The organism is Streptomyces muensis (assembly GCF_021474425.1).
GTDB classification, from domain to species: Bacteria; Actinomycetota; Actinomycetes; order Streptomycetales; family Streptomycetaceae; genus Streptomyces; species Streptomyces muensis.
The window spans coordinates 50025-75843 of sequence record NZ_JAKEIP010000001.1 but is presented as its reverse complement, the minus strand read 5'-3'; the positions used below and the strand labels follow the sequence as shown (position 1 = coordinate 75843).

At 70.9% G+C, this 25819-nt stretch carries 22 protein-coding genes; 12 read left to right on the top strand and 10 right to left on the bottom strand.

The window, feature by feature from the left end; all coding sequences use genetic code 11:
* Positions 1–5 precede the first annotated feature (5 nt).
* From L0P92_RS00380 to rhaI, 6 genes are all read right to left on the bottom strand, one after another.
* Positions 6–659: a LutC/YkgG family protein gene (locus tag L0P92_RS00380; protein WP_234760324.1), complete on the bottom strand. Its 654-nt coding sequence runs from the start codon at positions 657–659 to the stop codon at positions 6–8.
* Positions 656–2134, bottom strand: a complete 1479-nt coding sequence (locus tag L0P92_RS00375) for a LutB/LldF family L-lactate oxidation iron-sulfur protein (RefSeq protein ID WP_234760323.1) — start codon at positions 2132–2134, stop codon at positions 656–658. The genes L0P92_RS00380 and L0P92_RS00375 overlap by 4 nt, the downstream gene beginning before the upstream one ends.
* The gene (locus tag L0P92_RS00370; RefSeq protein WP_234760322.1) at positions 2131–2886 is read right to left on the bottom strand and encodes a (Fe-S)-binding protein; all 756 of its coding nucleotides are present in this window, start codon (positions 2884–2886) and stop codon (positions 2131–2133) included. The genes L0P92_RS00375 and L0P92_RS00370 overlap by 4 nt, the downstream gene beginning before the upstream one ends.
* Before the next feature lie 105 nt (positions 2887–2991).
* Entirely contained in the window at positions 2992–4440 is a 1449-nt protein-coding gene (locus tag L0P92_RS00365; RefSeq protein ID WP_234760321.1) for a rhamnulokinase, read from the bottom strand.
* Positions 4437–6476, bottom strand: coding sequence for a bifunctional aldolase/short-chain dehydrogenase (locus L0P92_RS00360; RefSeq protein WP_234760320.1), 2040 nt, complete (start codon positions 6474–6476; stop codon positions 4437–4439). Before L0P92_RS00360 ends, L0P92_RS00365 begins: the two co-directional genes overlap by 4 nt.
* Before the next feature lie 183 nt (positions 6477–6659).
* Positions 6660–7820, bottom strand: coding sequence for an L-rhamnose isomerase (rhaI, locus tag L0P92_RS00355; protein ID WP_234760319.1), 1161 nt, complete (start codon positions 7818–7820; stop codon positions 6660–6662).
* Positions 7821–8127: 307 nt separating this feature from the next.
* Here rhaI and L0P92_RS00350 point away from each other — a divergent pair, with 307 nt between their 5' ends.
* The 10 genes from L0P92_RS00350 to L0P92_RS00305 all read left to right on the top strand — a co-directional run bounded on the left by L0P92_RS00350 (position 8128) and on the right by L0P92_RS00305 (position 18870).
* Complete coding sequence (locus L0P92_RS00350; RefSeq protein ID WP_234760318.1) at positions 8128–9645, top strand: sugar ABC transporter ATP-binding protein; 1518 nt, start codon at positions 8128–8130, stop codon at positions 9643–9645.
* On the top strand, positions 9642–10682 hold the full coding sequence (locus L0P92_RS00345) for an ABC transporter permease (RefSeq protein WP_234760317.1): 1041 nt from the start codon (positions 9642–9644) through the stop codon (positions 10680–10682). Before L0P92_RS00350 ends, L0P92_RS00345 begins: the two co-directional genes overlap by 4 nt.
* Positions 10675–11688, top strand: coding sequence for an ABC transporter permease (locus L0P92_RS00340; RefSeq protein WP_234760316.1), 1014 nt, complete (start codon positions 10675–10677; stop codon positions 11686–11688). Before L0P92_RS00345 ends, L0P92_RS00340 begins: the two co-directional genes overlap by 8 nt.
* Before the next feature lie 63 nt (positions 11689–11751).
* Positions 11752–12834, top strand: a complete 1083-nt coding sequence (rhaS, locus tag L0P92_RS00335) for a rhamnose ABC transporter substrate-binding protein (RefSeq protein WP_234760315.1) — start codon at positions 11752–11754, stop codon at positions 12832–12834.
* 17 nt (positions 12835–12851) lie between these two features.
* A complete protein-coding gene (locus tag L0P92_RS00330; protein ID WP_234760314.1) occupies positions 12852–13172 on the top strand; it encodes an L-rhamnose mutarotase in 321 nt (106 codons plus the stop codon).
* A 69-nt stretch (positions 13173–13241) separates the two neighbouring features.
* The gene (locus L0P92_RS00325) at positions 13242–14672 is read left to right on the top strand and encodes a BNR repeat-containing protein (RefSeq protein WP_234760313.1); all 1431 of its coding nucleotides are present in this window, start codon (positions 13242–13244) and stop codon (positions 14670–14672) included.
* Between the two features lie 74 nt (positions 14673–14746).
* A complete protein-coding gene (locus L0P92_RS00320; protein WP_234760312.1) occupies positions 14747–15772 on the top strand; it encodes a LacI family DNA-binding transcriptional regulator in 1026 nt (341 codons plus the stop codon).
* 101 nt (positions 15773–15873) lie between these two features.
* Entirely contained in the window at positions 15874–17175 is a 1302-nt protein-coding gene (locus L0P92_RS00315) for an alpha/beta fold hydrolase (protein WP_234760311.1), read from the top strand.
* A gap of 28 nt (positions 17176–17203) precedes the next feature.
* The gene (locus L0P92_RS00310) at positions 17204–17947 is read left to right on the top strand and encodes a PIG-L deacetylase family protein (RefSeq protein ID WP_234760310.1); all 744 of its coding nucleotides are present in this window, start codon (positions 17204–17206) and stop codon (positions 17945–17947) included.
* Between the two features lie 92 nt (positions 17948–18039).
* Entirely contained in the window at positions 18040–18870 is an 831-nt protein-coding gene (locus tag L0P92_RS00305; protein ID WP_234760309.1) for a pentapeptide repeat-containing protein, read from the top strand.
* Here L0P92_RS00305 and L0P92_RS00300 read toward each other — a convergent pair.
* Positions 18832–20358, bottom strand: a complete 1527-nt coding sequence (locus L0P92_RS00300; protein ID WP_234760308.1) for a cytochrome P450 — start codon at positions 20356–20358, stop codon at positions 18832–18834. The two genes, L0P92_RS00305 and L0P92_RS00300, sit on opposite strands and share 39 nt — an antisense overlap.
* 108 nt (positions 20359–20466) lie before the next feature.
* Between L0P92_RS00300 and L0P92_RS00295 the strand changes: the two genes are divergently transcribed.
* Together L0P92_RS00295 and L0P92_RS00290 are read left to right on the top strand one after the other, a co-directional pair.
* Positions 20467–21075 carry a TetR/AcrR family transcriptional regulator gene (locus L0P92_RS00295; RefSeq protein ID WP_234760307.1) on the top strand — a complete coding sequence of 203 codons (609 nt, stop codon included), beginning with the start codon at positions 20467–20469 and terminating at the stop codon, positions 21073–21075.
* Positions 21076–21179: 104 nt separating this feature from the next.
* On the top strand, positions 21180–21905 hold the full coding sequence (locus L0P92_RS00290; RefSeq protein WP_234760306.1) for a DUF2470 domain-containing protein: 726 nt from the start codon (positions 21180–21182) through the stop codon (positions 21903–21905).
* Here the strand turns inward: L0P92_RS00290 and L0P92_RS00285 are convergent.
* The 3 genes from L0P92_RS00285 to L0P92_RS00275 all read right to left on the bottom strand — a co-directional run bounded on the left by L0P92_RS00285 (position 21873) and on the right by L0P92_RS00275 (position 25580).
* Positions 21873–23090 carry a lactonase family protein gene (locus L0P92_RS00285; RefSeq protein WP_234760305.1) on the bottom strand — a complete coding sequence of 406 codons (1218 nt, stop codon included), beginning with the start codon at positions 23088–23090 and terminating at the stop codon, positions 21873–21875. The two genes, L0P92_RS00290 and L0P92_RS00285, sit on opposite strands and share 33 nt — an antisense overlap.
* A gap of 134 nt (positions 23091–23224) precedes the next feature.
* Positions 23225–24283: a hypothetical protein gene (locus L0P92_RS00280; RefSeq protein ID WP_234760304.1), complete on the bottom strand. Its 1059-nt coding sequence runs from the start codon at positions 24281–24283 to the stop codon at positions 23225–23227.
* Between the two features lie 46 nt (positions 24284–24329).
* Positions 24330–25580 carry an FUSC family protein gene (locus L0P92_RS00275; RefSeq protein ID WP_234760303.1) on the bottom strand — a complete coding sequence of 417 codons (1251 nt, stop codon included), beginning with the start codon at positions 25578–25580 and terminating at the stop codon, positions 24330–24332.
* Positions 25581–25819: the final 239 nt, after the last annotated feature.

The window sequence follows — 25819 nt, the reverse complement described above, 5'->3', positions numbered from 1 at the left end:
CGCACTCAGTCGCCGACCAGGACGACCTCCAGCGTGCGCGGGCCGTGCACCCCCTCGACACGGTCCAGCTCGATGTCGCTGGTCGCCGACGGGCCGGAGATCCACGTCAACGGGCGTGCGGGATCGAGGCGTTCGAGGGCCTGCGGGACCGATGACACGACCTGCTCGGGGACCCGTACGACACAGATGTGGTGGTCGGGGACGAGTGTGATGCGACGGCGGCCCTGGTCGGGGGAGCCGTCCAGGACGATGGTGCCGGTCTCGGCGACGGCCACCGCACATGCCGTGACCACGCTGTCGACCCGGTCCAGTTCGTCCGGGGTGCTCTCCGCCCGGTCCGCGATCCGCTCGGCGTCGGCCGCCGCGAGCCATTCGGACTCCAGCCCCGGCGGCACCAGCACCGTCTTCGCGCCCCGCGCCGCCAGCATCCCGGCGATCGTCGCCGCGAGGTCGGCGGGGGTACAGCGGTGCACGATCGCCCGGTAGTCCGCCAGGTTCTCCGCCAGCAACTCGACCGTCTCCGCGACGCTCCGCTCCCCGTGCTCACGCAGATAGCCCCGCGGCACCGCCCGCTCGTACGCCGTCCCGTCGCGTTCCGTCGCCGGAACGTCGGCCAGCGCCCGCCGCACCCGGCCCAGGATCCGTTCCCTGCTGCTCACTTGGCACCGCCCTTTCCGCCCTGCGTCCGCTGCCACCAGTCCCGGAACGGCTCCGCTGGCACCGGCGGCAGATCCCGGGTGCCGCTCCACGCCTTGCCCGGACCGGGCAGCGTGCGCGGATGCAGACGGCGGGTGCGCGAGGCGAGCCGCTGCCCGGTGCGCAGGGCGCCCGGGTGGCTGAACGCCCAGCGCGCCGCACGCATCGCGGCCCGCTCGGCGGCATGCCCCTTCGCCGGCTTCAGCACGACCTTGTTGCCGTTCGTGGTCACCTGGCCGCCCTCGACGACCCGCTCCCGCAGATGCACCAGCACCTCGGGGATGTCGATGGCGACCGGGCACACCTCGTAGCAGGCGCCGCACAGCGACGACGCGTACGGCAGCGAGGCGTCGATCTCGCTCGACACGCCCCGGAGTTGAGGACTGAGGATGGCGCCGATCGGGCCCGGGTAGACCGAGCCGTAGGCGTGCCCGCCGGCCCGCTCGTACACCGGGCAGACGTTGAGGCAGGCCGAGCAGCGGATGCAGCGCAGGGCCTGGCGGCCGACCTCGTCGGCGAGGGTGTCGGTGCGGCCGTTGTCGAGCAGGACCAGGTGGAAGCTTCGCGGACCGTCCTCGTCCGTGGTACCGGTCCAGGTCGAGGTGTACGGGTTCATGCGCTCGGCGGTGGAGGAGCGGGGGAGGGTCTGGAGGAACACCTCCAGGTCCTGCCAGGTCGGCACGATCTTCTCGATGCCGACGACGGAGATCAGCGTCTCGGGCAGGGTCAGACACATCCGCCCGTTGCCCTCGGACTCGACGACGACCAGCGTGCCGGTCTCGGCGACCATGAAGTTGGCGCCGGAGATGCCGACCTTGGCCCGCAGGAACTTCTCGCGCAGGTGGAGGCGGGCCGCCTCCGCGAGTTCGGCGGGCGTGTCCGTGAGGCCTTCGGGAGCCGGACGGCCCCACTCACTCATTTCCTTGCTGAAGATGTCGCGGATCTCGCCCCGGTTGCGGTGGATCGCCGGGACCAGGATGTGCGAGGGGCGGTCCTTGCCCAACTGCACGATCAGCTCGGCGAGATCGGTCTCGTAGGCGCGGATGCCCTCCGCCTCCAGGGCCTCGTTGAGCCCGATCTCCTGTGTGGCCATCGACTTGACCTTGACGACCTCCGACTCACCGGTCATCTTGACGAGATGGGCGACGATCTCGTTCGCCTCGTCGGCGTCCGCGGCCCAGTGGACCGTGCCGCCCGCCGCCGTGACCGACTCCTCCAACTGCAGCAGATACCGGTCGAGATGACGCAGCGTATGGTCCTTGATCCGCTTCCCGGCCTCCCGCAGTTCGGCCCAGTCGGACATCTCCGCGACGGCCTTGGCCCGCTTGCCACGGATCGTGTGCGTGGCGTGCCGCAGATTGCCGCGCAGGGTCGTGTCGTGCACGGCCTCGTGCGCGGCCTTCGGAAACGCCGGCATCCCGACGAACGTTCCACTCATGCCGCCGGCTCCTCCTCCGTGCTCGCCAGGATCTCCGCGATGTGCACCGGCCGCATGCCCGTGCGCAGCCGTGCCATGGTCCCGCCGATGTGCATCAGGCAGGAGTTGTCCGCCGCGCACAGCACGTCGGCGCCCGTCGCCTCGGCGTTGCGCACCTTGTCCGCGCCCATCGCCGCCGAGACATCGGAGTTCTTCAGCGCGAAGGTGCCGCCGAACCCGCAGCACTCCTCGGCACCCGGCAGCTCCACCAACTCCAGCCCCTTGACGGCCTGGAGGAGCCGTCGGGGCCGGTCGGCGAGGCCCAGCCCGCGCAGACCGTGACAGGTCGGGTGGTACGTCACCTTGTGCGGGTAGTAGGCGCCCACGTCCGTCACCCCCAGCACGTCCACCAGGAACTCCGTCAGCTCGTACGTCTTCGGCACCACCGGTGCCAGGGTCGCAGCGAGGGTGTCCCCGCGGCCCTCGGCACGGGCCCGCTCGCCCATCCGTGGATACAGCTCGCGCACCATCGCCCCGCACGACCCGGACGGGGTGACGATCGCCTCGTACTCCCCGAAGACATCGGAGAAATGCCGGGCGAGCGGCTCGGCCTCATGGCGGTAGCCAGTGTTGTAGTGGGCCTGCCCGCAGCAGGTCTGGGACATCGGGAAGTCGACGTCGACGCCCAGCCTGGTCAGCAGTTTCACCACGGCGCGCCCGGTGTCCGGATAGAGCGTGTCGTTGACACAGGTCAGGAACAGGGCGACACGCATCGCGGCTCCTTGTGATCGATCATCGGATGAGTGCAGGGTAATGCGGACACGCGGCCCGGGGGAGACCCCGCTCACCGTCGAGTGAGTTTCACCCTTGGGTGAGGTTCACCCTCGGGCGAGCCGGGCCTCCGCCTCGCTCCAGCGCGCCGCGTCCCCCCGCGGCTCGTACCGGGTCAGCGGCTGCGTACGGGTGAGCAGACGCCGCCCGTCGGCGAGATCGCCGACCAGCCCGTGGGTCCGCGCCTGGACCAGGACGTTCCCGAGCGCGGCCGCCTCGGTCGGGCCGGCCACCACCGGCAGCCCGCAGGCGTCGGCGGTCAGCTGGCACAGCAGGGCGTTGCGGGTACCGCCCCCGACGACGTGCACGACGTCGACGGGATGGTCCGCCAGCCGCTGGGCGTCGGCAATCGCCCTGCGATGGGCGAGGGCGAGCGAGTCCAGGATGCAGCGCGTGATCTCGGCAGGCGAGACGGGCACTGGCTGCCCCGAGGCACGGCACGCCTCGGCGATCCGCTCCGGCATCCGCCCCGGCGCCAGGAACGCCGCGTCCCCCGCGTCCACGACCGACCGCAGCGCCGGCACCTTGGACGCGTCGAGCAGCAACTCGCCCAGATCGGGCTCGCCCCAGGCCCGTACGCACTCCTGGAGCAGCCACAGCCCCATGATGTTCCGCAGGTACCGGACCGTGCCGTCGAGCCCCAGCTCATTGGTGAAGTTGGCGGCCCGGCTCTCCTCGGTCAGCACGGGGGCGTTCAGCTCGAGGCCCGCCAGCGACCAGGTGCCGGTGCAGATGTACGCGAACCGCTCCCCGTCGGCCGGGACGGCGGCCACCGCGGACGCGGTGTCGTGCGACCCGACCGCCGTCACCGGCACCGGTCCGCTCAGCCCGGTCTCCTCCAGCACCTCACCGCGCAGCACCCCCGCGAAGTCGCCGGGCTGCCGCAGCGGAGCGAACAGGTCCAGGTCGACACCCAGCCGCGAGGCGATGTCGTACGACCAGTCCCGCGTCCGCGGATCGACCAGCTGCGTGGTGGAGGCGTTGGTGAGCTCGGTGCCCTGCTCACCGGTGAGCCAGTACGTCAGCAGGTCCGGGATGAGCAACAGCCGCTTGGCATACGAGAGTTGAGCGGAGCCTCGGGCTGCCGCCAGCTGGTACAGCGTATTGAAGGGCGCGTACTGCAACCCGGTCGCGGCGTACAGCTCCGCCGCCGGGACGGTCGCCCACACCTTCTCCGCGACCCCCTCCGTGCGGGAGTCGCGGTAGTGCACGGGGTTGCCGAGCAGCGCCCCGTCCCCGTCCAGCAGCCCGTAGTCCACGGCCCAGCTGTCGATGCCGACGGAGTCGACCTGCCCGGCCGCCCGCAGCCCGTCCAGCACTCCCGCGTACAGCCCGAGCACGTCCCAGCGCAGCCCCTCCGGTACGCGCACCGGACGGTTCGGGAAGCGGTGGGCCTCGGTCAGCTCCAGCGAGTCCGGGCCGACGCGGCCGACCATGACCCGCCCGCTGGAGGCGCCCAGGTCGACCGCGGCGTACGACTTCACACTCGTGCTCATCGCAGGAAGGCGGCCGCGACGCCGGCGTCGACCGGGATGTGCAGCCCGGTGGTGTGCGTCAGGTCCCCGCCGGTCAGGGCGAACACGGCGTTCGCGACATGGTCCGGGAGCACCTCGCGCTTGAGGAGGGTGCGCTGGGCGTAGAACTCACCCAGCTTCTCCTCCTCGACCCCGTACACGGCGGCCCGCTTGGCGCCCCAGCCACCGGCGAAGATGCCCGAGCCGCGCACGACACCGTCGGGGTTGATCCCGTTGACACGGATGCCGTGCTCACCGAGCTCGGCGGCGAGCAGTCGCACCTGGTGGGCCTGGTCGGCCTTGGTGGCCGAGTAGGCGATGTTGTTGGGGCCGGCGAACACGGCGTTCTTGGAGGCGATGTAGACGATGTCGCCGCCCAGCTTCTGAGCGATCATCACGCGCGCCGCTTCCCGCGACACGAGGAACGAACCGCGCGCCATGATGTCGTGCTGCAGGTCCCAGTCCTTGGCCGAGGTCTCCAGCAGCGGCTTGGAGATGGAGATACCGGCGTTGTTGACCACCAGGTCCACGCCACCGAAGGCGAGCACGGCCGCCTTGAACGCGTCGGCGATCTGCTCCTCGGACGTGACGTCCACGGCCACCGAGACGGCCTTGTCCGGTCCGCCCAGCTCCTCGGCGACGGCCTGGGCGTTGTCGGCGTTGAGATCGGCGACGACCACACACGCGCCCTCGGCGACCAGCCGGTGCGCGATGGCCTTCCCGATCCCGCTGCCGGCCCCGGTGACCAGCGCGACCCGCGTCGCGAGCGGCTTCGGCTTCGGCATCCGCTGAAGCTTGGCCTCCTCCAGCGCCCAGTACTCGATCCGGAACTTCTCGGACTCCTCGATGGGCGCGTACGTGGAGACGGCCTCCGCCCCGCGCATCACATTGATGGCGTTGACATAGAACTCACCCGCGACCCGCGCGGTCTGCTTGTCCTTGCCGAAGCTGAACATGCCGACGCCCGGAACCAGCACGATCGCCGGGTCGGCGCCCCGCATGGCGGGGGAGTCGGGCAGGGCGTGCCGCTGGTAGTAGGCGGCGTACTCCTCGCGGTATTCGGCGTGCAGCTCCTCCAGCCGGGCGACGACCTCCTCCAGTGGAGCGGTCGGCGGCAGATCCAGCACCAGCGGGCGCACCTTGGTCCGCAGGAAGTGGTCGGGGCAGGAGGTGCCCAGGGCCGCGAGCCGCGGGTGCTCGGCGCTCGCGAGGAAGTCGAGGACGACGTCGGAGTCGTTGAAGTGTCCGACCTGCGGCCGGTCCTGGGAGGCGATGGCACGGATGACCGGCGCCAGCGCCGCGGCCCGCTCCCGCCGCTCGACGGCGCCGAGAGCCGCGTACCCCTCGATGGCCGGCCCGAAGGGCTCCGGCTTCCCGCGCTCGGCGAGAAACGCCTCGGCGGTGCGGATGATGTGGAGCGAGTTGCGCTCGCACTCCTCGGAGGTGTCTCCCCAGGCGGTGATGCCGTGGCCGCCGAGGATGCACCCGATGGCCTGCGGATTGGCCGCCTTCACGGCCGCGATGTCCAGCCCGAGCTGGAACCCGGGCCGCCGCCACGGCACCCACACCACGCTGTCCCCGAAACACTCGGCGGTCAGCTTCTCCCCGTCGGCGGCACAGGCGAGCGCGATCCCGGAGTCGGGATGCAGATGATCGACATGCGCCGCCTCGACCAGCCCGTGCATGGCGGTGTCGATGGACGGCGCCGCCCCACCCTTGCCGTGCAGGCAGTAGTCGAACGCGGCGACCATCTCGTCCTCACGCTCGACCCCCGGGTAGACATCGACGAGCGCCCGCATCCGGTCCAGCCGCAACACGGCCAGCCCCGCCTCGGTGAGCGTCCCCAGATCACCCCCGGACCCCTTCACCCACATCAACTCGACGTCACCCCCGGTGACGGGATCGGTGTCAGTGCCCTTGGCCGACGCGTTCCCGCCGGCGTAGTTGGTGTTACGGGGATCGGAGCCGAGCCGATGGGATCGGGCGAGAAGGGCGGCGGCTTCGGGATGGGGTGCCATGTGTTCTCAGTCCTTAGCAGTCAGTACGTTTCTGATGAGCGCCATCGGGGCGCAGGGGGGATCAGGCGCGAAGCGCCGATCCCCCAGGGGCGCGGGGCTGTGTTGAATTTGCGGCTACCGCCGCGCGGGCGCGACCAGCCACGACCGGCCCGCAGTCCGCAGACAACAGAACCCGGCAGACGCTCACGCCCCCCACCCGGCCTGCTCCCCACCAACCCGCTCAGCCACGATCTTCTCGGCCCACCCGGACCGCCGGTACGCACCCATGGGATCCGCATCCAGCCCCATCTCACCCCGAACCTCGGCAAGCAGCGGCCGCACATCCGTGTTGTACGCGTCCATCAGCACGGCATTGGCCTCCAGCACATCCCCCGAGGCCTGAGCCACAGCCAACGCCTCCCGGTCGACGAGCAGCGCCTTCGCCGTGGCCTCCTGCACATTCATCACCGACCGGATGATCGCCGGAATCTTCGCCTCGATGTTGTGGCACTGGTCGAGCATGAACGCGACCTCGGGCGAGAACCCAGCCCCACGCACGACCTCGTACATGATCCGGAACAGCTGGAACGGATCAGCCGCCCCCACCATCAGGTCGTCGTCCGCGTAGAACCGCGAGTTGAAGTCGAACCCGCCGAGCTTCCCCTCCCGCAGCAGCGTGGCGACGATGAACTCGATGTTGGTCCCCGGCGCATGGTGCCCGGTGTCGACCACGACCTGCGCCTTCTCGCCGAGCTTCAGACAGTGCGCATACGCCGTCCCCCAGTCCGGGACGTCCGTCGAGTAGAAGGCCGGCTCGAAGAACTTGTACTCCAGCAGCATCCGCTGCCCGTCCCCGAGCCGCCCGTACACCTCGGCCAGCCCTTCGGCGAGCCGGTCCTGCCGCGCCCGCAGGTCGTCCTGGCCGGGATAGTTCGTGCCGTCGGCGAACCACAGCTTCAGATCGCGCGAGCCCGTCGCATCCATGATGTCGACGCACTCCAGCAGGTGGTCCACGGCCTTGCGCCGCACCGCCGCGTCCGGGTGGCAGATGCTGCCCAGCTTGTAGTCGTCGTCCTGGAACGTGTTGGAGTTGATCGCGCCCAGCTTCACGCCGCGCTCTTCGGCGAACTTGGCCAGCGCCGCGTAGTCGTCGACCTTGTCCCACGGGATGTGCAGGGCGACGGTCGGCGCCACGCCGGTGAACGCGTGCACCTGGGCCGCGTCCTCCAGCTTCTCCCGCGGCGTGCGGGGCACGCCCTGCTGGGCGAACACCTTGAAGCGCGTCCCCGAGTTCCCGTACGCCCACGACGGCGTTTCGACTGCCTGGGTCTTGAGTGCGGCCTTCACCGCGGCGAGCTCGGTCACTGAGGGCTCCTGTGACGTCGGGACGGAAGTCCGAAAGGTAGGTCGGAAGGCAGTCGGACGGTAGGTGTCCGGACCGCTTCGCTGTGAAACGATTCAAGACGGGAACGTATGAGCCGCCCGCAGGAGTGTCAACCCCTGCGACCCAGGCCTTTTCCCGTGACTCGCCCGTGACCTTCGTTCATCGAAATTTTTTCGACACGAACCCATTGACGTGACATGTCGTCCGTGCCTAACGTCCCGGCAACCAAGTTGAAACCTTTCACGACGCCGAGAGGGCCGTCCCGCCGGCGTCGTCGAGGAGCCCCCAATGACCCACCCGTCCACCACGGGTCCGGCCCCGGTTCTTGCGCTCAAGGGCATTTCGAAGTCCTTCGGTGCGGTCCGCGCCCTGCGGGACGTCTCCCTGGAGCTGTTCCCCGGGGAGGTGCACGCCCTCGCCGGCGAGAACGGCGCGGGCAAGTCGACCCTCATCAAGACCCTCGCCGGAGTGCACAGGCCGGACGCCGGCCAGGTGCTGCTCGACGGTGAGCCGGTCGTCTTCCACGGCCCCGGTGACGCCCGCGACGCCGGCATCGCCGTCATCTACCAGGAGCCGACCCTCTTCCCCGACCTCTCGATCGCCGAGAACATCTTCATGAGCCGCCGGCCACGGCGCGCGCTCGGCCGGATCGACCACAAGGCCACCCACGCGGCGACCCTGGCCCTGATGCAGCGCCTCGGCGTCGAACTCGACCCCGACCGCCCCGCGCGCGGCCTGTCCATCGCCGACCAGCAGATCGTCGAGATCGCCAAGGCGCTCTCCTTCGACGCCCGCGTCCTGATCATGGACGAGCCGACCGCCGCCCTCACCGGCAGCGAGGTCGCCCGCCTCTTCGGAGTCGTCCGTACCCTGCGCGAGCAGGGCGCCGCCGTGCTGTTCATCTCGCACCGGCTGGAGGAGATCTTCCAGATCTGCAAGCGGGTCACCACGCTGCGGGACGGCGCCTGGATCGCCAGCGAGCCGCTGGCCGGCATGACCGAGGACGACCTCGTACGCCGGATGGTCGGCCGCGACCTCGAAGAGCTGTACCCCAAGCAGGACGTGAAGCCGGGCCAGGTCGCCCTGAGCGTGCGCCGGCTCACCCGCGAGGGCGTCTTCACCGACGTCTCCTTCGACGTACGGCGCGGTGAGATCGTCGGCCTCGCCGGACTGGTCGGCGCCGGCCGCACCGAGGTCGCCCGGGCCGTGTTCGGCATCGACCGCTGGGACGCCGGAGAGGTCGAGGTCGACGGGCGCAGGCTCACCAACGGCGCCCCGTCCACCGCCATGGCCTCCGGCCTCGCCCTGGTCCCCGAGGACCGGCGCGCCCAGGGTCTGGTGATGGACATGTCCATCGAGCGCAACATCGGCCTCACCGGCCTCCGTACGACCGTCAAGGCCGGCCTGATGGACCGCGGCGCCGAACGCAGCCGCTCCCTCGACTGGGCCGTCAAGCTCCAGGTCAAGTACGCGCGGATCGCCGACACCGTCAACACCCTGTCCGGCGGCAACCAGCAGAAGGTCGTCCTCGCCAAGTGGCTCGCCACCGGCCCGAGGGTGCTGATCGTCGACGAGCCCACCCGTGGCATCGACGTCGGCACCAAGGCCGAGGTGCACCGGCTGCTCAGCGAGCTCGCCGCCGACGGCGTCGCCGTCCTGATGATCTCCTCCGACCTGCCCGAGATCCTCGGCATGGCCGACCGCGTGCTCGTGATGCACGAGGGCCGGCTCACCGCCGAGATCCCCCGCTCCGAAGCCACCGAGGAATCCGTGATGGCCGCAGCAACGGGGAGGGCCGCCGCATGACGGTGACCACTCCCAACGAGGCCCCTGTCACCGACGTACCCAAGTCCAGCGGCACCCGCCTCGTCGACCGCGTCTTCAAGATGCGCGAACTCGCCATCCTGGCCGTCTTCGTGGTGATGATCGTCATCACCCAGCTCGGCAACAGCCAGTTCCTCACCGAACAGGGCATCAAGGACCTGCTGCTGAACGCGACGATCCTCGTGCTCGTCGCCACGGGCCAGTCCCTGGTGGTGATCACCAGGAACGTCGACCTCTCCGTCGGCTCCACCCTCGGCATCAGCGCCTTCGCCGCCGGTACCTATCTCCAGGGCGGCGGCAATCCGGTGGTCGCCGTGGTGCTGGCGATCCTCATGGGTGTCGGCTTCGGTCTGCTGAACGGCCTGCTCGTCAGCCTCGGCCAGGTGCCGGCGCTCGTCGTCACCCTCGGCACGCTCTACATCATCCGCGGCATCGACTCCATCTGGGTCGGTTCCCGCCAGATCACCGCGGCCGACCTCCCGGACGGCTTCGTCGACTTCGGCTCCGGCGGTATCTCCGCGGTGCCGTGGCTGGCGCTGATCGCCGTCGCCGTCCTGGTGGCCACCGCGTACTACCTCAAGCACTACGGCAGCGGCCGCGAACTGTACGCCCTCGGCTCCAACCCCGAGGCCGCCCGCCTCGCCGGCATCCCGGTCCGCAAGCGGATCCTCGCCGCGTACACCTTCTGCGGCGCCCTCGCCGGACTCGCGGGCGCCATGTACCTGGCCCGGTTCGGCAACGTCGACTCCGGCACCGGCAACGGCTACGAACTCACCGTCGTCAGCGCGGTCGTGGTCGGTGGCGTCGTCTTCACCGGCGGCTCCGGCAGCGTCTACGGCGCGGCGCTCGGCGCGCTGCTGCTGACCTCCATCAACAGCGTGCTGCCCGCCCTCGGCGTCAGCTCCGTCTGGGTCCTCGCCATCAACGGCATCCTGCTCATCCTCGCCATCGCGGTCGACCGGATCGTCGCCCTGCGCGTGGCCAACGCCCTGAAGAAGAGGAACGCCCGCCATGGCTGACTTCTCCCTGAGCCGAGCGATCCGCTGGGACACGGTCGTCGGCGCTCTTCTGATCGTCGTGCTCCTGCTGTCCTTCGGAACGGTCGACGGTTTCGGAAACGCTCTCAACCTGTCCTTCCTGATCGGGAACACCCTTCCGATCGCGATGATCGCCCTGCCGATGACGCTCCTGGTCGTCTCGGGCGAGATCGATCTCTCGGTCGCCTCCACCGCCGGTCTCTCCGGCGCCGTGATGGGCGCCCTGTGGAACCAGGGCATGACGATCGAGACGATCATCCCGATCTGCCTGGCGCTCGGCGTGGTGTGCGGACTGATCAACGGTCTGCTGGTCACCAGGCTCGGACTGCCGTCCCTCGCCGTCACCATCGGCACCCTCGCCGCCTACCGGGGCATCGCACAGATCGTGCTCGGCTCCGACGCGGTGACCGACTTCCCCACCCAGTACCTGGACTTCGCGGCCGGACGCATCGGCGACACCTTCATCCCGTACGCCTTCCTGCCCTTCCTGGTCCTGCTCGCCATCGCGGTGGTCGCGCTGCACGCCACGCCGTTCGGGCGGTCGATCTTCGCGACCGGCGCCAGCGAGGAGGCGGCCCGTTTCGCCGGCATCCGCGTCAAGCGGCAGAAGCTCATCCTGTTCACGGTGACCGGCCTGATGGCCTCCCTCACCGGGATCTTCTGGGCCCTGCACTACGCCAGCGCCCGCTACGACAACGCCACCGGGCTCGAACTCTCCGTTGTGGCCGCCGTGTTGCTCGGCGGCATCGACTTCGACGGCGGCAAGGGGACCCTCGGCGGGGCCATCGCCGGTGTCTTCCTGCTCGGCGCGCTGCAGAACGTGATGAGCCTCCAGGACGTCTCCGCCCAGTCGCAGATCGTCGTCACCGGCGTCCTGCTCGTCCTGTCCGTGCTCGGCCCCCGGGTCGCACGCCAGATCTCCGTCGCGAGGGCAGGGCGTCGAGCCGCCTCAGCGCCGGTGTCCAAGGAGCCCACGCCGACCACATAGGTCAAGGGCAGCCACGGACGACCTCGTCAACAGCCCCGCTCTCACCCTCGTAAGGAAAAAGACATGCGCAAGGCATCCATCCGCCGTACCTGCGCGGCCCTCGCCGCCGTCACCTCCCTCGCTCTGGCCGTCACCGCGTGCGGTGGCACCACCAAAGAGGACGTCAAGAACGAAGGCGCCTCCGCCGCCACCGGTGGCAAGGCCGACCCGAACGCCGAGCTGAAGAAGGGGCTGACCGTCGGGTTCCTGCCCAAGCAGGTCAACAACCCGTACTTCACCTCCGCCGACAAGGGCGGCGAGGCGGCCCTGAAGGAGCTGGGATCCAGCTACAAGGAGGTCGGTCCGTCCAGCGCGACCGACACCGCCGGCCAGGTCTCCTACGTCAACACGCTCACCCAGCAGCAGGTCGACGCGATGGCCGTCTCCGCGCAGGACCCGGGCGCGCTGTGCACCGCGCTGAAGCAGGCCATGAAGAACGGCATCAAGGTCGTCACCTACGACTCCGACACCACCGCCGACTGCCGCAACGCCTTCGTCTCGCAGGCCTCCGCCGAGGACCTCGGCCGCACCGAGGTGCAGCTGCTCGCCGAGCAGATCGACTACAAGGGCGAGATCGCGATCCTGTCCGCCGCGCAGACGGCGACGAACCAGAACATCTGGATCGACTTCATGAAGCAGGAGCTGAAGGACCCCAAGTACAAGGACATCAAGCTCGTCAAGGTCGCCTACGGTGACGACGACGCCCAGAAGTCCTTCCAGCAGACCCAGGGCCTGCTCCAGGAGTACCCGAACCTGAAGGGGATCATCTCCCCGACCACCGTCGGCATCAAGGCCGCCGCCCAGTACCTGTCGGGCTCCAAGTACAAGGGCAAGGTCAAGCTGACCGGCCTCGGCACCCCCAACGACATGCGCAAGTACGTCAAGAACGGCACCGTCGAGGCGTTCGAGCTGTGGGACCCGGCGAAGCTGGGCGAGCTGGCCGCCCGTACCGCCGTCGCCCTGTCCTCCGGGCAGATCACCGGCAAGGAGGGCGAGAAGTTCAAGGCCGGCGCCATGGGCGAGTACACCATCGGCAAGGACGGCGTGATCAGCCTCGGCAAGCCGACCGTGTTCGACGCCAAGAACATCGACCAGTTCAACTTCTAGTCAGGGAGCGGTACTTCATGCAGCGCGTCTGTTTCCTCCTCAAGGTCCGCGAGGACCGGATCGCCGAGTACCGCGAACGTCACGCCGCCGTGTGGCCGGAGATGCTGGACGCTCTCTCGGCCACCGGCTGGCACAACTACTCGCTCTTCCTGCGCGACGACGGCCTGCTCGTCGGCTACCTGGAGACCGAGGACTTCGAGGCCGCCAAGGCCGGTATGGAGGCCACCGACGTCAACGCCCGTTGGCAGGCCGAGATGGGCGAGTTCTTCGAGGCCCTCGACGGCGCCCGGCCCGACGAGGCCATGAAGCCGCTCACCGAAGTGTTCCACCTCGCCTGACCCCCCGCGTTTCCCCCTCACCACTCCTCCCGTTCCTCCCGCTCCTCGCCGACAATGGAGTCCCCCGAGATGAAGAGACGTACGCTGCTGGGCGCCGCCCTCGCCGGAGCCGTGATGACCCCCGCCCTCACCTCGGGCATCGCCCGAGCCGCCGACCCCGGCCCCTCGGTCACCCTGACCGGGACCACCACGCTGGACACCCAGGCCATCTTCTTCGTGTCGTACGACGGCCTGGTCAACAACAACTCGTTCCAGAAGAACGGCCTGCTGAGCTACAAGGGCTACCAGTACGCCGTCTGGTACACCGCCGACCGCAACGCCGTCGTCGGCCGCCGCGCGCTCGGCTCCAGCACCTGGTCCACGGTCAAGGTCGGCCACACCCTGCGCTACAACGACTCCCACAACGTCATCTCGATGGGGATCTCGAAGATCGACGGGCGTCTCCACCTCAACATGGACTCGCACAGCGACGGCTTCACCTACGTCAAGTCGGTCGCCGGCCTCGTGGACAACCCGGTCGGCCTGAGCTGGACCACGAGCCGCTTCGGCGCGCCCCAGTCCACCCTGGACGGCCTCGCCCTCACCTCGCAGTTCACCTACCCGCAGTTCGTCTCCACCCCCGACGGAAAGCTCCAGCTCAGCTACCGGGTCGCCATCTCCGGCAACGGCCGCAACGCCCTGGCCGAGTACGACGGTTCGACGTGGACCAACCTGGGGGAGTGGAGCAGCTCCACGGGCACGTACACCAGCGAGCACGGCTCCTCCACCGCCCGCAACATGTACCTGCACGGCATCGACTACGACCGCAACGGCCGGCTGCACTCGTTCTTCACCTGGCGTGAGCAGAACGGCGCCGTGATGTGCAACGGCGGCGGCATCACCAACCACGACACCGGCTACGTGTACTCCGACGACCGCGGCCGCACCTGGCGCAACAACGCCGGCGCCGTCGTCGGCACCACCGGCGGCTCCGACAAGGTCGCCGTCACCGACAGCGGACTGGTGATCGACCCGCTCAACCCGGACCACTCCCTGATGAACCAGGAGAGCCAGTTCACCGACTCCGCGGGCCTGCCGCACGCGATCATCAGCTACGTACCCGGCCGTTTCGGCCAGTGCACCACGAACTACGTCGCCGACCGCACCGCCAACGGCCGCGCCTTCCACGTCCGCAAGAACTCCTCCGGCACCTGGCAGAAGACCGAGATCCCGGTCCCGCTGAACTCCAGCCAGCGCACCAAGCTGATCCTGGACAAATACGACAACGCGTACGCCATCTTCCCGTTCTGCCGGATCGCCGGAGCCTCCAAGGCCTCCGGATACACGGACTGGACGGTGCTGTACGACGGCGTCACCGCCGGACTCAACGCCTTCGGCGAGGTCGTGATCGACGAGACCCGCATAGCCCAGGACAACTTCCTGTCGATCATGTACCAGGAGAAGTCCAGCGGTACGACGCCCTCGGCGCTGCGCAACCTCAACTTCCGCCTGCCTGCCTGACCACAGCCGTTGTGGGCGGCATGACGGTAATGTGCCTTCCCGCCGCCCCTCGTCTCCCTGGAGGTCCCTGCCCGATGACCCAGTCGGTGGGTATCAAGGACGTCGCCCGCGCCGCCGGAGTCTCCGTCGGCACGGTCTCGAACGTCATCAACCGCCCGGACGCGGTCGCGACCGAGACCCGGGCGCGCGTGCAGTCCGCGATAGACCGGCTGGGCTATGTCCGCAGCGAGTCCGCGCGCCAGCTGCGCGCGGGCCGCAGCAGGATCATGGGGCTGCTCGTCCTCGACATGGGCAACCCCTTCTTCGTCGACGTGGCGCGCGGCGCCGAACGCACCGCGCGCGACGCCGGACTCGGCGTGATGGTCTGCAACAGCGCACAGAGCGCCGGCGAGGAGGCCGAGTACTTGTCGCTCTTCGCCGAGCAGCGGGTACGCGGCGTCCTGCTGACCCCGGCCGACGCCACCGGCCGCAACATCGAGACGTTCCGGCGGCACAACATCCCCTTCGTCCTCGTCGACCGGGTCGCCGAGGGCACCACCGAGTGCTCGGTCTCCGTCGACGACGTCGCGGGCGGCGCGCTGGCCGTGCGCCACCTCGTCGACGCCGGGCACCGCTCCATCGCCTACGTCAGCGGCCCGCCCGGCCTCAACCAGGTCCGCGACCGCCGCACCGGCGCCCTGACCGCGCTTCAGGAGGCCGGCCTCGGCCCCGAGCACCTGCGTGAACTGCCCACCGAGCGGCTCGACGTCTCCGCGGGACGCGACGCAGGCGCCCGCCTGCTCGGCCTCGCCGACCGCCCCACCGCCGTCTTCTGCGCCAACGACCTCCTCGCCCTCGGCGTCCTCCAGGCCATGTACGCGGCCGGCATAAAGGTCCCCGACGACCTCGCGATCGTCGGCTACGACGACATCGAGTTCGCGGCCGCAGCGGCCGTCCCCCTCACCTCCGTACGGCAGCCCGCCGTCACCATGGGCACCCTCGCCGCGGAGATGCTGCTGGAGGAGACGGAGGAGGAGACCGGGGTGAAGAAGCACGAGCACCGCAGGGTCGTCCTGCAGCCGGAGCTCGTGGTACGGCGATCCAGTCTCGCCGCCCGCTGATCGGCCGTTCAGTACGATTTCATGATCCTGGGGGTCGGTCGGCGGACGAACATGTGCTGAACTGGGACGCGGCCCGAAAACCATCCGTCCCGGGAGCCCTGTTGACCGTCAGCTACCGCCAGCCCGGCGTCGTCCTCACCGACCGCCACTTCACCGTGCCCCTCGACCACGACGCCCCGAAGGGCGAGACGATCGAGCTCTACGCCCGTGAGGTCGTCGCCACCGACAAGGCGCACCAGGACCTGCCCTGGCTGGTCTACCTCCAGGGCGGCCCCGGCTTCGGCGCGAACCGCTTCGTCGGCAAGGGCGCCTGGCTGGGCCGCGCGCTCAAGGAGTACCGCGTCCTGCTCCTCGACCAGCGCGGCACCGGCCACTCCACGCCCGCCAACCGCCAGACGCTCCCGCTGCGCGGCGGCCCCGCCGAACAGGCCGACTACCTCACGCACTTCCGCGCCGACGCGATCGTCCGCGACTGCGAGGCGATCCGCCGGGACGTGACCGGCGGCGCCCCCTGGACCGTCCTCGGTCAGAGCTTCGGCGGCTTCTGCACCGTCAACTACCTCTCCGCCGCCCCCGAGGGCCTGACCGCCGCCGTCATCACCGGCGGCCTGCCCTCGCTGGACGCCCACGCCGACGACGTCTACCGCGCGGCCTACCCGCGCATCGAGCGCAAGGTCACCGCGCACTACGCCCGCTACCCGCAGGACGTCGAGCGCGCCCGCCGTATCGCCGACCACCTCCTCGCAGGCGAGGTGGTCCTGCCGAACGGCTACCGCCTCACCGCCGAGGCCTTCCAGTCGCTCGGCATCGTCCTCGGCGGCAGCGAGGGCAGCCACCGCCTGCACTACCTGCTGGAGGACGCCTTCGTGCGCACCCCGCAGGGCCCGGCCCTCTCGGACGCCTTCCAGGAAGAGGTCCAGGGCCTGCTGTCGTACGCGAGCCACCCGCTGTACGCCCTCGTCCACGAGGCGATCTACGGCCAGGACACCCGGCCCACCGCCTGGTCCGCCGAGCGCGTGCGCGCCGAGTTCCCGCAGTTCGACGCGGCCAAGACCCTCGCCGGTGACGGGCCGCTGCTGTTCACCGGCGAGACCATCCACCCCTGGATGTTCGACTGCGACCCGGCGCTGCGCCCGCTGCGCGAGACCGCCGAACTCCTCGCCGCCCGCACCGACTGGACCCCGCTGTACGACCCGGCGCGTCTCGCCGCCAACGAGGTGCCGGTCGCGGCGGCCGTCTACCACGACGACATGTACGTCGACACCGCCCACTCCCTCGCCACCGCCCGCACGATCCGGGGCCTGCGCACCTGGGTCACCGACGAGTTCGAGCACGACGGCGTAAGGGCCGGCGGCCCCCGCGTCCTGGACCGGCTGCTCGCCCTCACCCGTGACGAAGCGTGATGTCAATGTGACCGGTTAGTGTGCGGGCATGACCGAGCCGACGATCACTCAGCTGAAGCCCATGCCGGACGACTGGCAGCGCGCGCTCGCCGTAGTCGCCCACCCGGACGACCTCGAGTACGGCTGCTCGGCGGCCATCGCCGCCTGGACCGACGCGGGCCGCGAGGTCACCTATGTCCTCGCGACCCGCGGCGAGGCCGGGATAGACACCCTGGAGCCCGCGAAGTGCGGCCCACTGCGGGAGCGCGAGCAGCGGGCCAGCGCCGCCGTGGTCGGGGTGTCGGCGGTGGAGTTCCTCGACCACCCAGACGGTGTGATCGAGTACGGCCTGGCCCTGCGCCGCGACATCGCCGCCGCGATCCGCCGGCACCGGCCCGAGCTGGTGATCACGCTCAACCACCGGGACACCTGGGGCGGCGTCGCCTGGAACACCCCGGACCATGTGGCCGTCGGCCGCGCCACGCTGGACGCGGCCGGCGACGCGGGCAACCGCTGGATCTTCCCGGAGCTGTCCGCACAGGGCCTGGAGCCGTGGAACGGCGTCCGCTGGGTCGCCGTCGCCGGCTCCAGCACGCCCACGCACGCGGTGGACGCGACCGCGGGTCTGGAGCGCGGGGTGCGCTCGCTGCTCGAACACCGCACCTACATCGAGGTGTTGACGGACGAGGACCCCGAGACGTACGCCCGCGGCTTCCTCACCGCGAACGCCGAGGCGACGGGGGAGCGGTTCGGCGGGAAGCCGGCCGTGGCGTTCGAACTGTTCGGCCGGTAGCCGGTAGCCGGTAGCCGGTATCCGGTAGCCGGTGGTCGGCTGTTCGCGCAGGTCACGCATCCGTCCGTCTGCGGGTCCGTATGCTGAACGGTATGCAAGATCAGATGTTCGACCGGGCCGACCTGCGCGGCGACTGCGCCAGCTGCTTCGGGCTGTGCTGTGTGGCCCTGCCCTTCACCGCCTCCGCCGACTTCGCGGTCGACAAGGCGGCCGGGAAGCCCTGCCACAACCTGCGCGACGACCACCGGTGCGGCATCCACGACCGGCTGAGGCAGACCGGATTCACCGGCTGCACCGTCTACGACTGCTTCGGCGCCGGCCAGAAGGTCGCGCAGGTCACCTTCGGCGGCCAGGACTGGCGCACGGGCTCCCGGGAGCACGCCCGGCGGATGTTCGACGTCTTCCCGGTCGTCCGCCAGCTCCACGAACTGCTCTGGTACCTCACCGAGGCACTCACCCTGCCCGCCGCCCGCCCTCTGCACGCCGACCTGCGGCGGATCCTGGACCGGACCGAGGAGCTCACCCGCCGGAGCCCGGACGAGCTCGCGGCACTGGACGTGGCCGAACACCGCCAGGACGTCAACGTCCTGCTGCTCAAGGCCAGCGAACTGGCCCGGGCCGGATTCGGCGGCCGCAAGAAGAACCGCCGGGGCGCGGACCTGATGGGCGCCCGTCTCAAGGGCGCCGACCTGCGCGGCGCGAACCTGCGCGGGGCCTACCTCATCGCCGCCGACCTCACCGGCGCCGACCTGCGCGGGGCGGACCTCATCGGAGCCGATCTGCGCGACACCGACCTCACGGACGCCGACCTGACGGGCGCCTTCTTCCTGACCCAGCCGCAGCTCAACGCGGCCCGTGGCGGCGCGGGCACCCGGCTGCCCGCCTCAGTTCGCCGCCCGGTGCACTGGACAGCGGACGTCTGACGGCGCGCCCTCGACGGTCCCGGACGCGGAGACGGGCGGCCGCCGCGCGGCATCGGGCGACCGCCGCTCCAGACGCAGCCGCAACCCCTCCGGCATCAACGTCAACCGCTCCGTCACCCGCAGCCGATAGTCCGGGTCGCTCCCGAACTCGTACCGGCGCAGCAGCAGTCCCAGCACCAGCGTGGCCTCGTGCAGCGCGAACTGGCGCCCGATGCAGGCCCGCGCCCCCGTCCCGAACGGCTTGAAGGTGTGCGCCGGACGCATCCGTACGGCCTGTGGGTCGAAACGGTCCGGATCGAACCGCTCGGCGTCCGCGCCCCACACCTCGGGATCACGGTGCAGCATCGCCGTGAGCACCAGCGCCCAGGCGCCCCGCCGCATCGGATGGTCCCCGCCGAGCACGGTGTCCTCGCGCGCCTCCCGGGCGAAGGCGGGCGCCGTCGGCCACAGCCGTAGCGACTCGTCGAGGATCCGGCGCACATACCGCAGCCGTGCCACCTGGTCGTAACCGGGCGTCGCCGTGGCGCCCCAGACACGGTCGACCTCGGCGCGGGCGCGCTCGGCGACCTCGGGGTGCCGGGAGAGATAGTGCAGGGCGAAGGAGAGCGCGCCCGAGGTGGTCTCGTGGCCGGCCACCAGGAAGGTGATCACCTGCCGGCGGACGTTCTCCGGGGACAGCCGCTCGCCGGTCTCCGGGTGGGCCGTCTCCAGCATCCGGCCGAGCAGGTCCCCCTCGCCGCCGCCGCTCGCCGTACGGGCGCGGACCAGGTCGTCCACCGTGCTGTTGAGACGGGCGATGTCGTCACGGTTGCGTCGCGCGGCGCGCCGGATCAGCAGGGGCGTCGGCACGGTGTTGAGGCGCTGGGCGTAGGTGAGCGTGCCGACCATCGCCGTCACGAAGGGATGCGGACGCGAGCGTTCGAAGGAACCGAAGTCATGGCCGAACCCGGTGCGCGCGATGGTCTCCAGGGTCAGTTTGGTCATGTCACCGGGCACGTCCACCGCCCGGCCCGTCACCACCGCGCGGTCCCAGTGGTCCATGAGCCGGTCGGCCACGGCCAGCATCATCGGGTGGTACCCCGCCATGGCCTCCCGGCTGAAACCGGGCGCCAGTACGTCGTGCGCCAACTGCCAGTTCGGCTCGTGGTTGAACGCCGTGAACAGCCCGTCCCCGACCACGGGCCGCAGATTGGCTATGCCGAGCCCCACGTGCTTGGCGAACCGCGCCTCGTCGGCCATGTCGGCGGCGAGGTCGGCGCCCCACACGAACACGAACTCCCGGTTGAACGCCCTGCGCCGGAAGATCGGTCCCAACTTCCGGGCGTACCGCAGGGAGTCCTGGAGCGGTGTCCGCCTGCTGGCGCCGAGCACATCGCCGAGCAGCGGGAGCCGGCGCGGCGGGTGCGGGATGCGGGACAGCTCCGGCCAGCCCTGCTCGGCGCTGCGGAATCCCTTCGGAAGTCCGGATCCGGTCGTTGCCTCCGCCATGACGCGATCTCCCTTGATCCAGCGACACGTTGAGCTCGTTGTACGTGAGTTCAATAACGTGTTTCAGTCTGGTCCCGCTGTTGAATCCACGTCAAGTAAAGTGCGGGCATGGCCGCGGACCAGGGTGAGCGCACGCGTCGCCGGCTCAGCACCGAGGAGCGCCGTGAGCAGCTCCTCGCGGTCGGGGCGCGGCTGTTCTCGGAGAGTCCGTACGACGAGGTGTGGATCGAGCAGGTCGCCGAGATCGCCGGTGTCTCACGCGGGCTGCTCTACCACTACTTCCCGACGAAGCGGGACTTCTTCGCGGCCGTCGTGGGGCGCGAGAGCGAGCGCATGCTGCGGATGACGGCGGCCGTGCCCGGCGTCCCGGTCCGCGAACAGCTCGCCGCGGGACTCGACACCTACCTGGAGTACGTCGAGGCCCACGCCCACGGCTATCGCGCCTTCCACCGTGCCGACGCCGCCGGCGACCAGGCCGTGCGCAAGGTCTACCAACGGGCGCTGGCCGCGCAGGAGAAGCAGATCCTGGCGGCGATGGCGGCGGACCCCGAGTTCGGCCCGGTCTTCGAGGGGCGGCCCGATGTCCGGCTCGCCGTACGGGGCTGGCTGGCGTTCACCACGGCCGTGTGCCTGGAGTGGCTGCGCGGCTCGGACCTCACCAGGGAGCAGGTGCGCGACCTGTGCGCCCGCGCCCTGTTGGGCGTCATCGAACCCTGAGCGCGGAGTACATCCGCAAAGACATCGCACAGGAACGCCGTGGCTGGTTGGCGTGCGGCTCGATCTTCGATAGGTTAGGCAAGGCTTACCTAAGGAGGAACGGGATGGGTGACAGCCAAGCCTGGACGGCGGCACCTTCCGCGGCGGAACGAGCCCGGTCGGTGCTCGCCGGTGCGTGGTCCTGCGGGGTGACCGCGGAGAGCTGCCGGGAGGAACTCGTCGGCGCGCACACGGTGGCCGAGGACGGCGCCGTCCTGCTGGACGTGCCGGAGGACAGCGTGCTCGTCACGGCGGCGATCTGCGCGCCCCGCGGCGAGCCGTCCGCCGTCCTGGAGTTCGCCGACGTCGCCCCCGTGCCCGTGCGCAAACGGATCCGCACCCGGCTCTGGATGTCCGGCTGGTTCACCCCCGAGGACGGCAGACTCGCCTTCCAGGCGACCCGCGTGGTGCTGCGGCAGCCGTCCGGGGCCGTGGTCGTCGGCCTCGACGAGTTCGCCGCCGCCGCACCCGACCCGCTGGCCACCGCCGAGGCCCGGCTGCTCACCCACCTCGCCGACTGCCACCCGGACGCCGTCGAGCGGCTCACCCGCCTCGTCGACCCCGACAGTCTGCACGGCGCCGTGCGCGTCCAGCCCCTCGCCGTCGACCGGCACGGACTGACGCTGCGCATCGAGCGCGCCCGCTCCGACGGCGACGTACGACTGCCGTTCCACCGGCCCGCCGACGACGTCGCCCAGCTCACCGAACGCATGCACGTCCTGCTCGCCCAGGCCAGTGCCGCCTCCTGCTCACGCGCCCTACAGCGGCAGCGCGCAGACGGCGACGGGTGACGCGAACGGCTCGCCCGCGAGCCGCAGTTCACCGGACTCGTCGTCGACGAGGAAGACGCTCACGGTGCTCGACCGCTGGTTCGCCGCGAACAGCAGCGTGCCCTCCGGTGACAGGGCGATCTGCCGGGGGAAGTCCCCGGACACCGGCACCGTGTCGAGCAGCCTGAGCCGGGCGCCCTTCGCCTCCACCGCGTAGCGCGCCAGGCTGTTGTGGCCCCGGTTGGCGAGATAGGCGAACCGGCCGTTCGGCGTCACCACGATCTGCGCCGGATAGCTGGTCCCCGGACCCGTGCCCGTCTCCTGCTCCTCGCCGACGGTCAGCCGGCCCGTGCCGGGGTCGTACGCGCAGACCGCGACCGTGTTGTCGACCTCGTTGGCCAGATACGCGTACCGGCCGCCCGGGTGGAAGGTGAGATGACGCGGGCCCGCGCCCGGCTTCGTCCGCGCCCGCGCGACCTCGGTGAGCGTGCCGGCCTTCTGGTCGAGACGGTAGGTGTACACCGTGTCGGTGCCCAGGTCGACGGCGAGCACATGGCCGCCGTCGGGGCTGGTGATGAACTGGTGGGCGTGCGGGCCGTCCTGGCCGGGGCCGGGCGCCGGACTGGAGTGCGTGACCAGGTCGGTGCGCTCGCCGAGCGCGCCCGAGGCGTCGATCGGGTGCACGGCCACACTGCCGGTGCCGTAGTTGGCGCTCAGCAGCCAGCGTCCGCCCGGATGCACCGACAGATGGCAGGGCGCCGCCCCGCCGGTGCTCCGGCTGCCCAGGATCTCGCGGTCGGCGAGGCGGACCGCGGTCACGGCGCCGTCCTCCCGCTCGTCGACCGCGTACAGCGTGCGGCGGTTCGGGTGCAGCGCCAGATACGAGGGGTCGGCGACGTCCGTGATCGTGCCGGTGCCGGTGATGCGGCCCGTGTCCGGGTCGTACGTGGCGAGCCCGATGCCCTTGCCGCCGCCCTCGACGGAGGTGTACGTGCCGAGGTAGAGGGGGCGCGGGCCGGACGGGGCGCGGCTCTCGGTCTGGGCGCTCGGACGGGTCCCGGGCGTGGTCCCCTCGGGCGCCGTGCCGGCCGTGTCCTGCGGGGCGGGCGCGTCGTCGCACGCCGTGGCCGCGGGGAGGGTCACACCTGCGGCCGATCCCGCGAGGGTGCCGACGAAACGGCGCCTGCTCAGCCCACCACTGCCCATGTCCACACCTCAGGTCGTCGGTCGTCGTGGTCGCGACAGCAACCTTGGCGTGGATCACCCGTCGAGCGCAAGAAGGGCAACGCGCGTTGCGCAGGGTGCAATGGGTGTGGTGGGCTGATCGGAGTTCCGGCCGGCTACCAGTCCCCGTCCTGCACCGGCTTGCCCGGCGCGTCCCCCAGCGGTGTGACCTGGCCCGGCGTCGGCGCCTGCCACGGCTCGTGGTCGTCGCCGAGCCAGTCACCGACCGGCCGCACCGCCTCCAGCGTCTCCGTGGGCGTCAGATCCTCGGCGTCCTGGTCGTAGTAGTCGAACCAGGGCAGCCCCGCCCGGGTGTACGCGGCCCGGTCCACCGGCGACGGCGGGGGAGCCTCGCCGGTGATACGGCGCCACTCCGGAGGCGTCACCAGATGGACGAAGACCCGGCCGGCCGGGGTGTCGGCCCAGTCCGACAGCGACCGGTCGTCCTCGTAGACCTCCTGGCGCATCGAGCCGCCCACGCCCAGGCCCATCGCCGCGGCCGCCCGGCGCGTCCCGCCGGCCGGAGCGGCGGCCGGTGCCGGGACCGCGCCCGGGGCGGGCGGCGCGGCCATGGGCATGGCGGCGCCGTAGCCGCCGTACTGCGGCATCGCCCGCGCCGCCTCCGCCCGCCGCCGCTCCTCCGCGCGCCACGCGGCCAGCTGGGGCTCCTTCAGCGCGAAGGACTGCAGCTGTACGCCGCCCCAGACCTCCTCGCCGGTGACCTGGCCCTCGACGGTCGCGCCCAGCCCGAGCGGCACCGCGACGAACTGGCGGACCGTGCCCTTCCCGGAGTTGATGCCGTCCAGCCACGGCTGGCGGGGCAGTACGACATAGTTCTGCGGCTTGCGGGTGAGCCGGTCGCTCCACGGCTTCCCCGAGACCGCGCACACCTTGCCGACGCCGACCTGCAAGGCGGCCGGCTCGGTCGTGCCTCCGAAGCTGAGCCACATCGCCTCGCGCAGGTAGACCGGCAGCATCACACCGCCGCGCGCCCGCCACGCCTCGGGAACCGTGTCCGCGAAGTCCGCCACCCTGCGGACCGGGAACTCGCCGAGCCCCGGCGGCAGCGGATGCGTGCCCTTCTCGGGCAGCCGCAGTGTGCGGATGAACCGCACCGCCACGCCTCCCGGCAGCCGCAGTGTGTTTCCGTCGATCCGCACGCCGGACTCGGCCATCGGCCCGCTCCCTCGCTCCAGGCGCCGGCCCCGTCCCGGCGCTTCCTCACGAAGAACGCCCGCCGATCCCCGTCCGGTTCCACAGCTGCTCCTGAACGCCCATCCGCTCGCGCAGCCGGTTCAGCCGCGGCATCCGGGCGCGCTGTTCCTGCGAGACGCGGTCCAGTTCCTCCAGCAGCCGGCGCGAGCGGTGCTCGGTGTCCATCTCGTCGAGGATGCGGTTGACCTCCGTGAGCACGGCGCCGAGCAGCTGCCAGTGCCGCTCCTCGCGCTCGGCCTCCTCGCGCAGCAGCAGGGCGAGCTTGTCGCGGGTACCTGCCGCCGTGCGCAACTCGGCGGCGAGCCGGGACTCCGCCGCGTCGGCGTTGCTGCTGACATGCGTGGTGACCAGCACCGAGAAGCTGACCACCGCGTCGGCGATCTCGGACAGCAACTGCTCCAGGACCGCGCCCGTCTCCTTCGCGAACAACGGCTCGGGTTCGCGTTCCTTCGCCAGGTCGGTCAGGGTGCGCGCCAGCACCCGCAGGACGACCGTGCAGATCTCCAGCGTGTCGAGGCCCGTGCGCAGCACCACGCGGTGCAGCAGGCTGTCGCGCACGCGCGGATTGAGCCGCAGGCTGTCCTCGGCCTGCCGGAGCGCCGCGTCCACCTCGACGATGTCGTGGTCGAGCCGACGCGCCTCGTGCAGCCGGGCCGCGGCCTGCTCGAACGCGGGGCGACCGGCGGCCTCCTCGCCGATGCGCAGCATCAACTGCCGCAGCCTGCGCGCCAGTCCCTCCAGGGACTCACCGGCCTCCTCCACCCACACCGGCGGCGCGAGCAGCAGATTGAAGCCGAGCCCGACCACCGCGCCGATCAGGGTCTCCACGACCCGCGCCCACGCGGTGTCCCCGACGGTAGTGACCCCGAGGACCAGCATCGCGCTGATCGCCACTTCGGGCACGTACTCGTTCACGCGCACCAGATGGCCGACGGCCAGCGAAGCCACGATCAGCAGGGCGAGGCTCCACCAGGTCAGGCCGACCAGGAGGCTGAAGGCGATGGCCACCAGGACGCCGGCCACCACGGAGTTGACGCGGCGGATGCCGTTGGTGAGGGTGGCGTAGAAGGTGACCTGGACGACCAGCAGCGCGGTCAGGGGCGCGGTCAGCGGCGCGGCCTCGGGGCTCAGGCGCAGCGCGATGACATAGGCGATCGTCGCCGCCGCCGCCGAACGCAGCGTCTGGACCACCACGGGGTCCCGGCGCAGCTTCGCCAGCCGCTCCAGGACCGGCGTCCCCTCACGTGCCTCTCGCATCCTCGGGCTGTTCCCCTTCCATCCACAGATGCTTCCCACACCCTGCTTGCGGAACGTAACCGTCCGCAAGGACCCCCAGAGTGATCGCAGCGCCCGTGGTACGGCAAGGGGCCGGGCTGGTGATCGTCGACACCCGCGCGAGGCGAGGCCGGGCGCCCGACCGGGTCCGGGGCTGAGGAAAACCCCCGCCGCCACCCCGTGGTTGTCCGCACCCGGGGACGGAGGACCACCGGATGGTC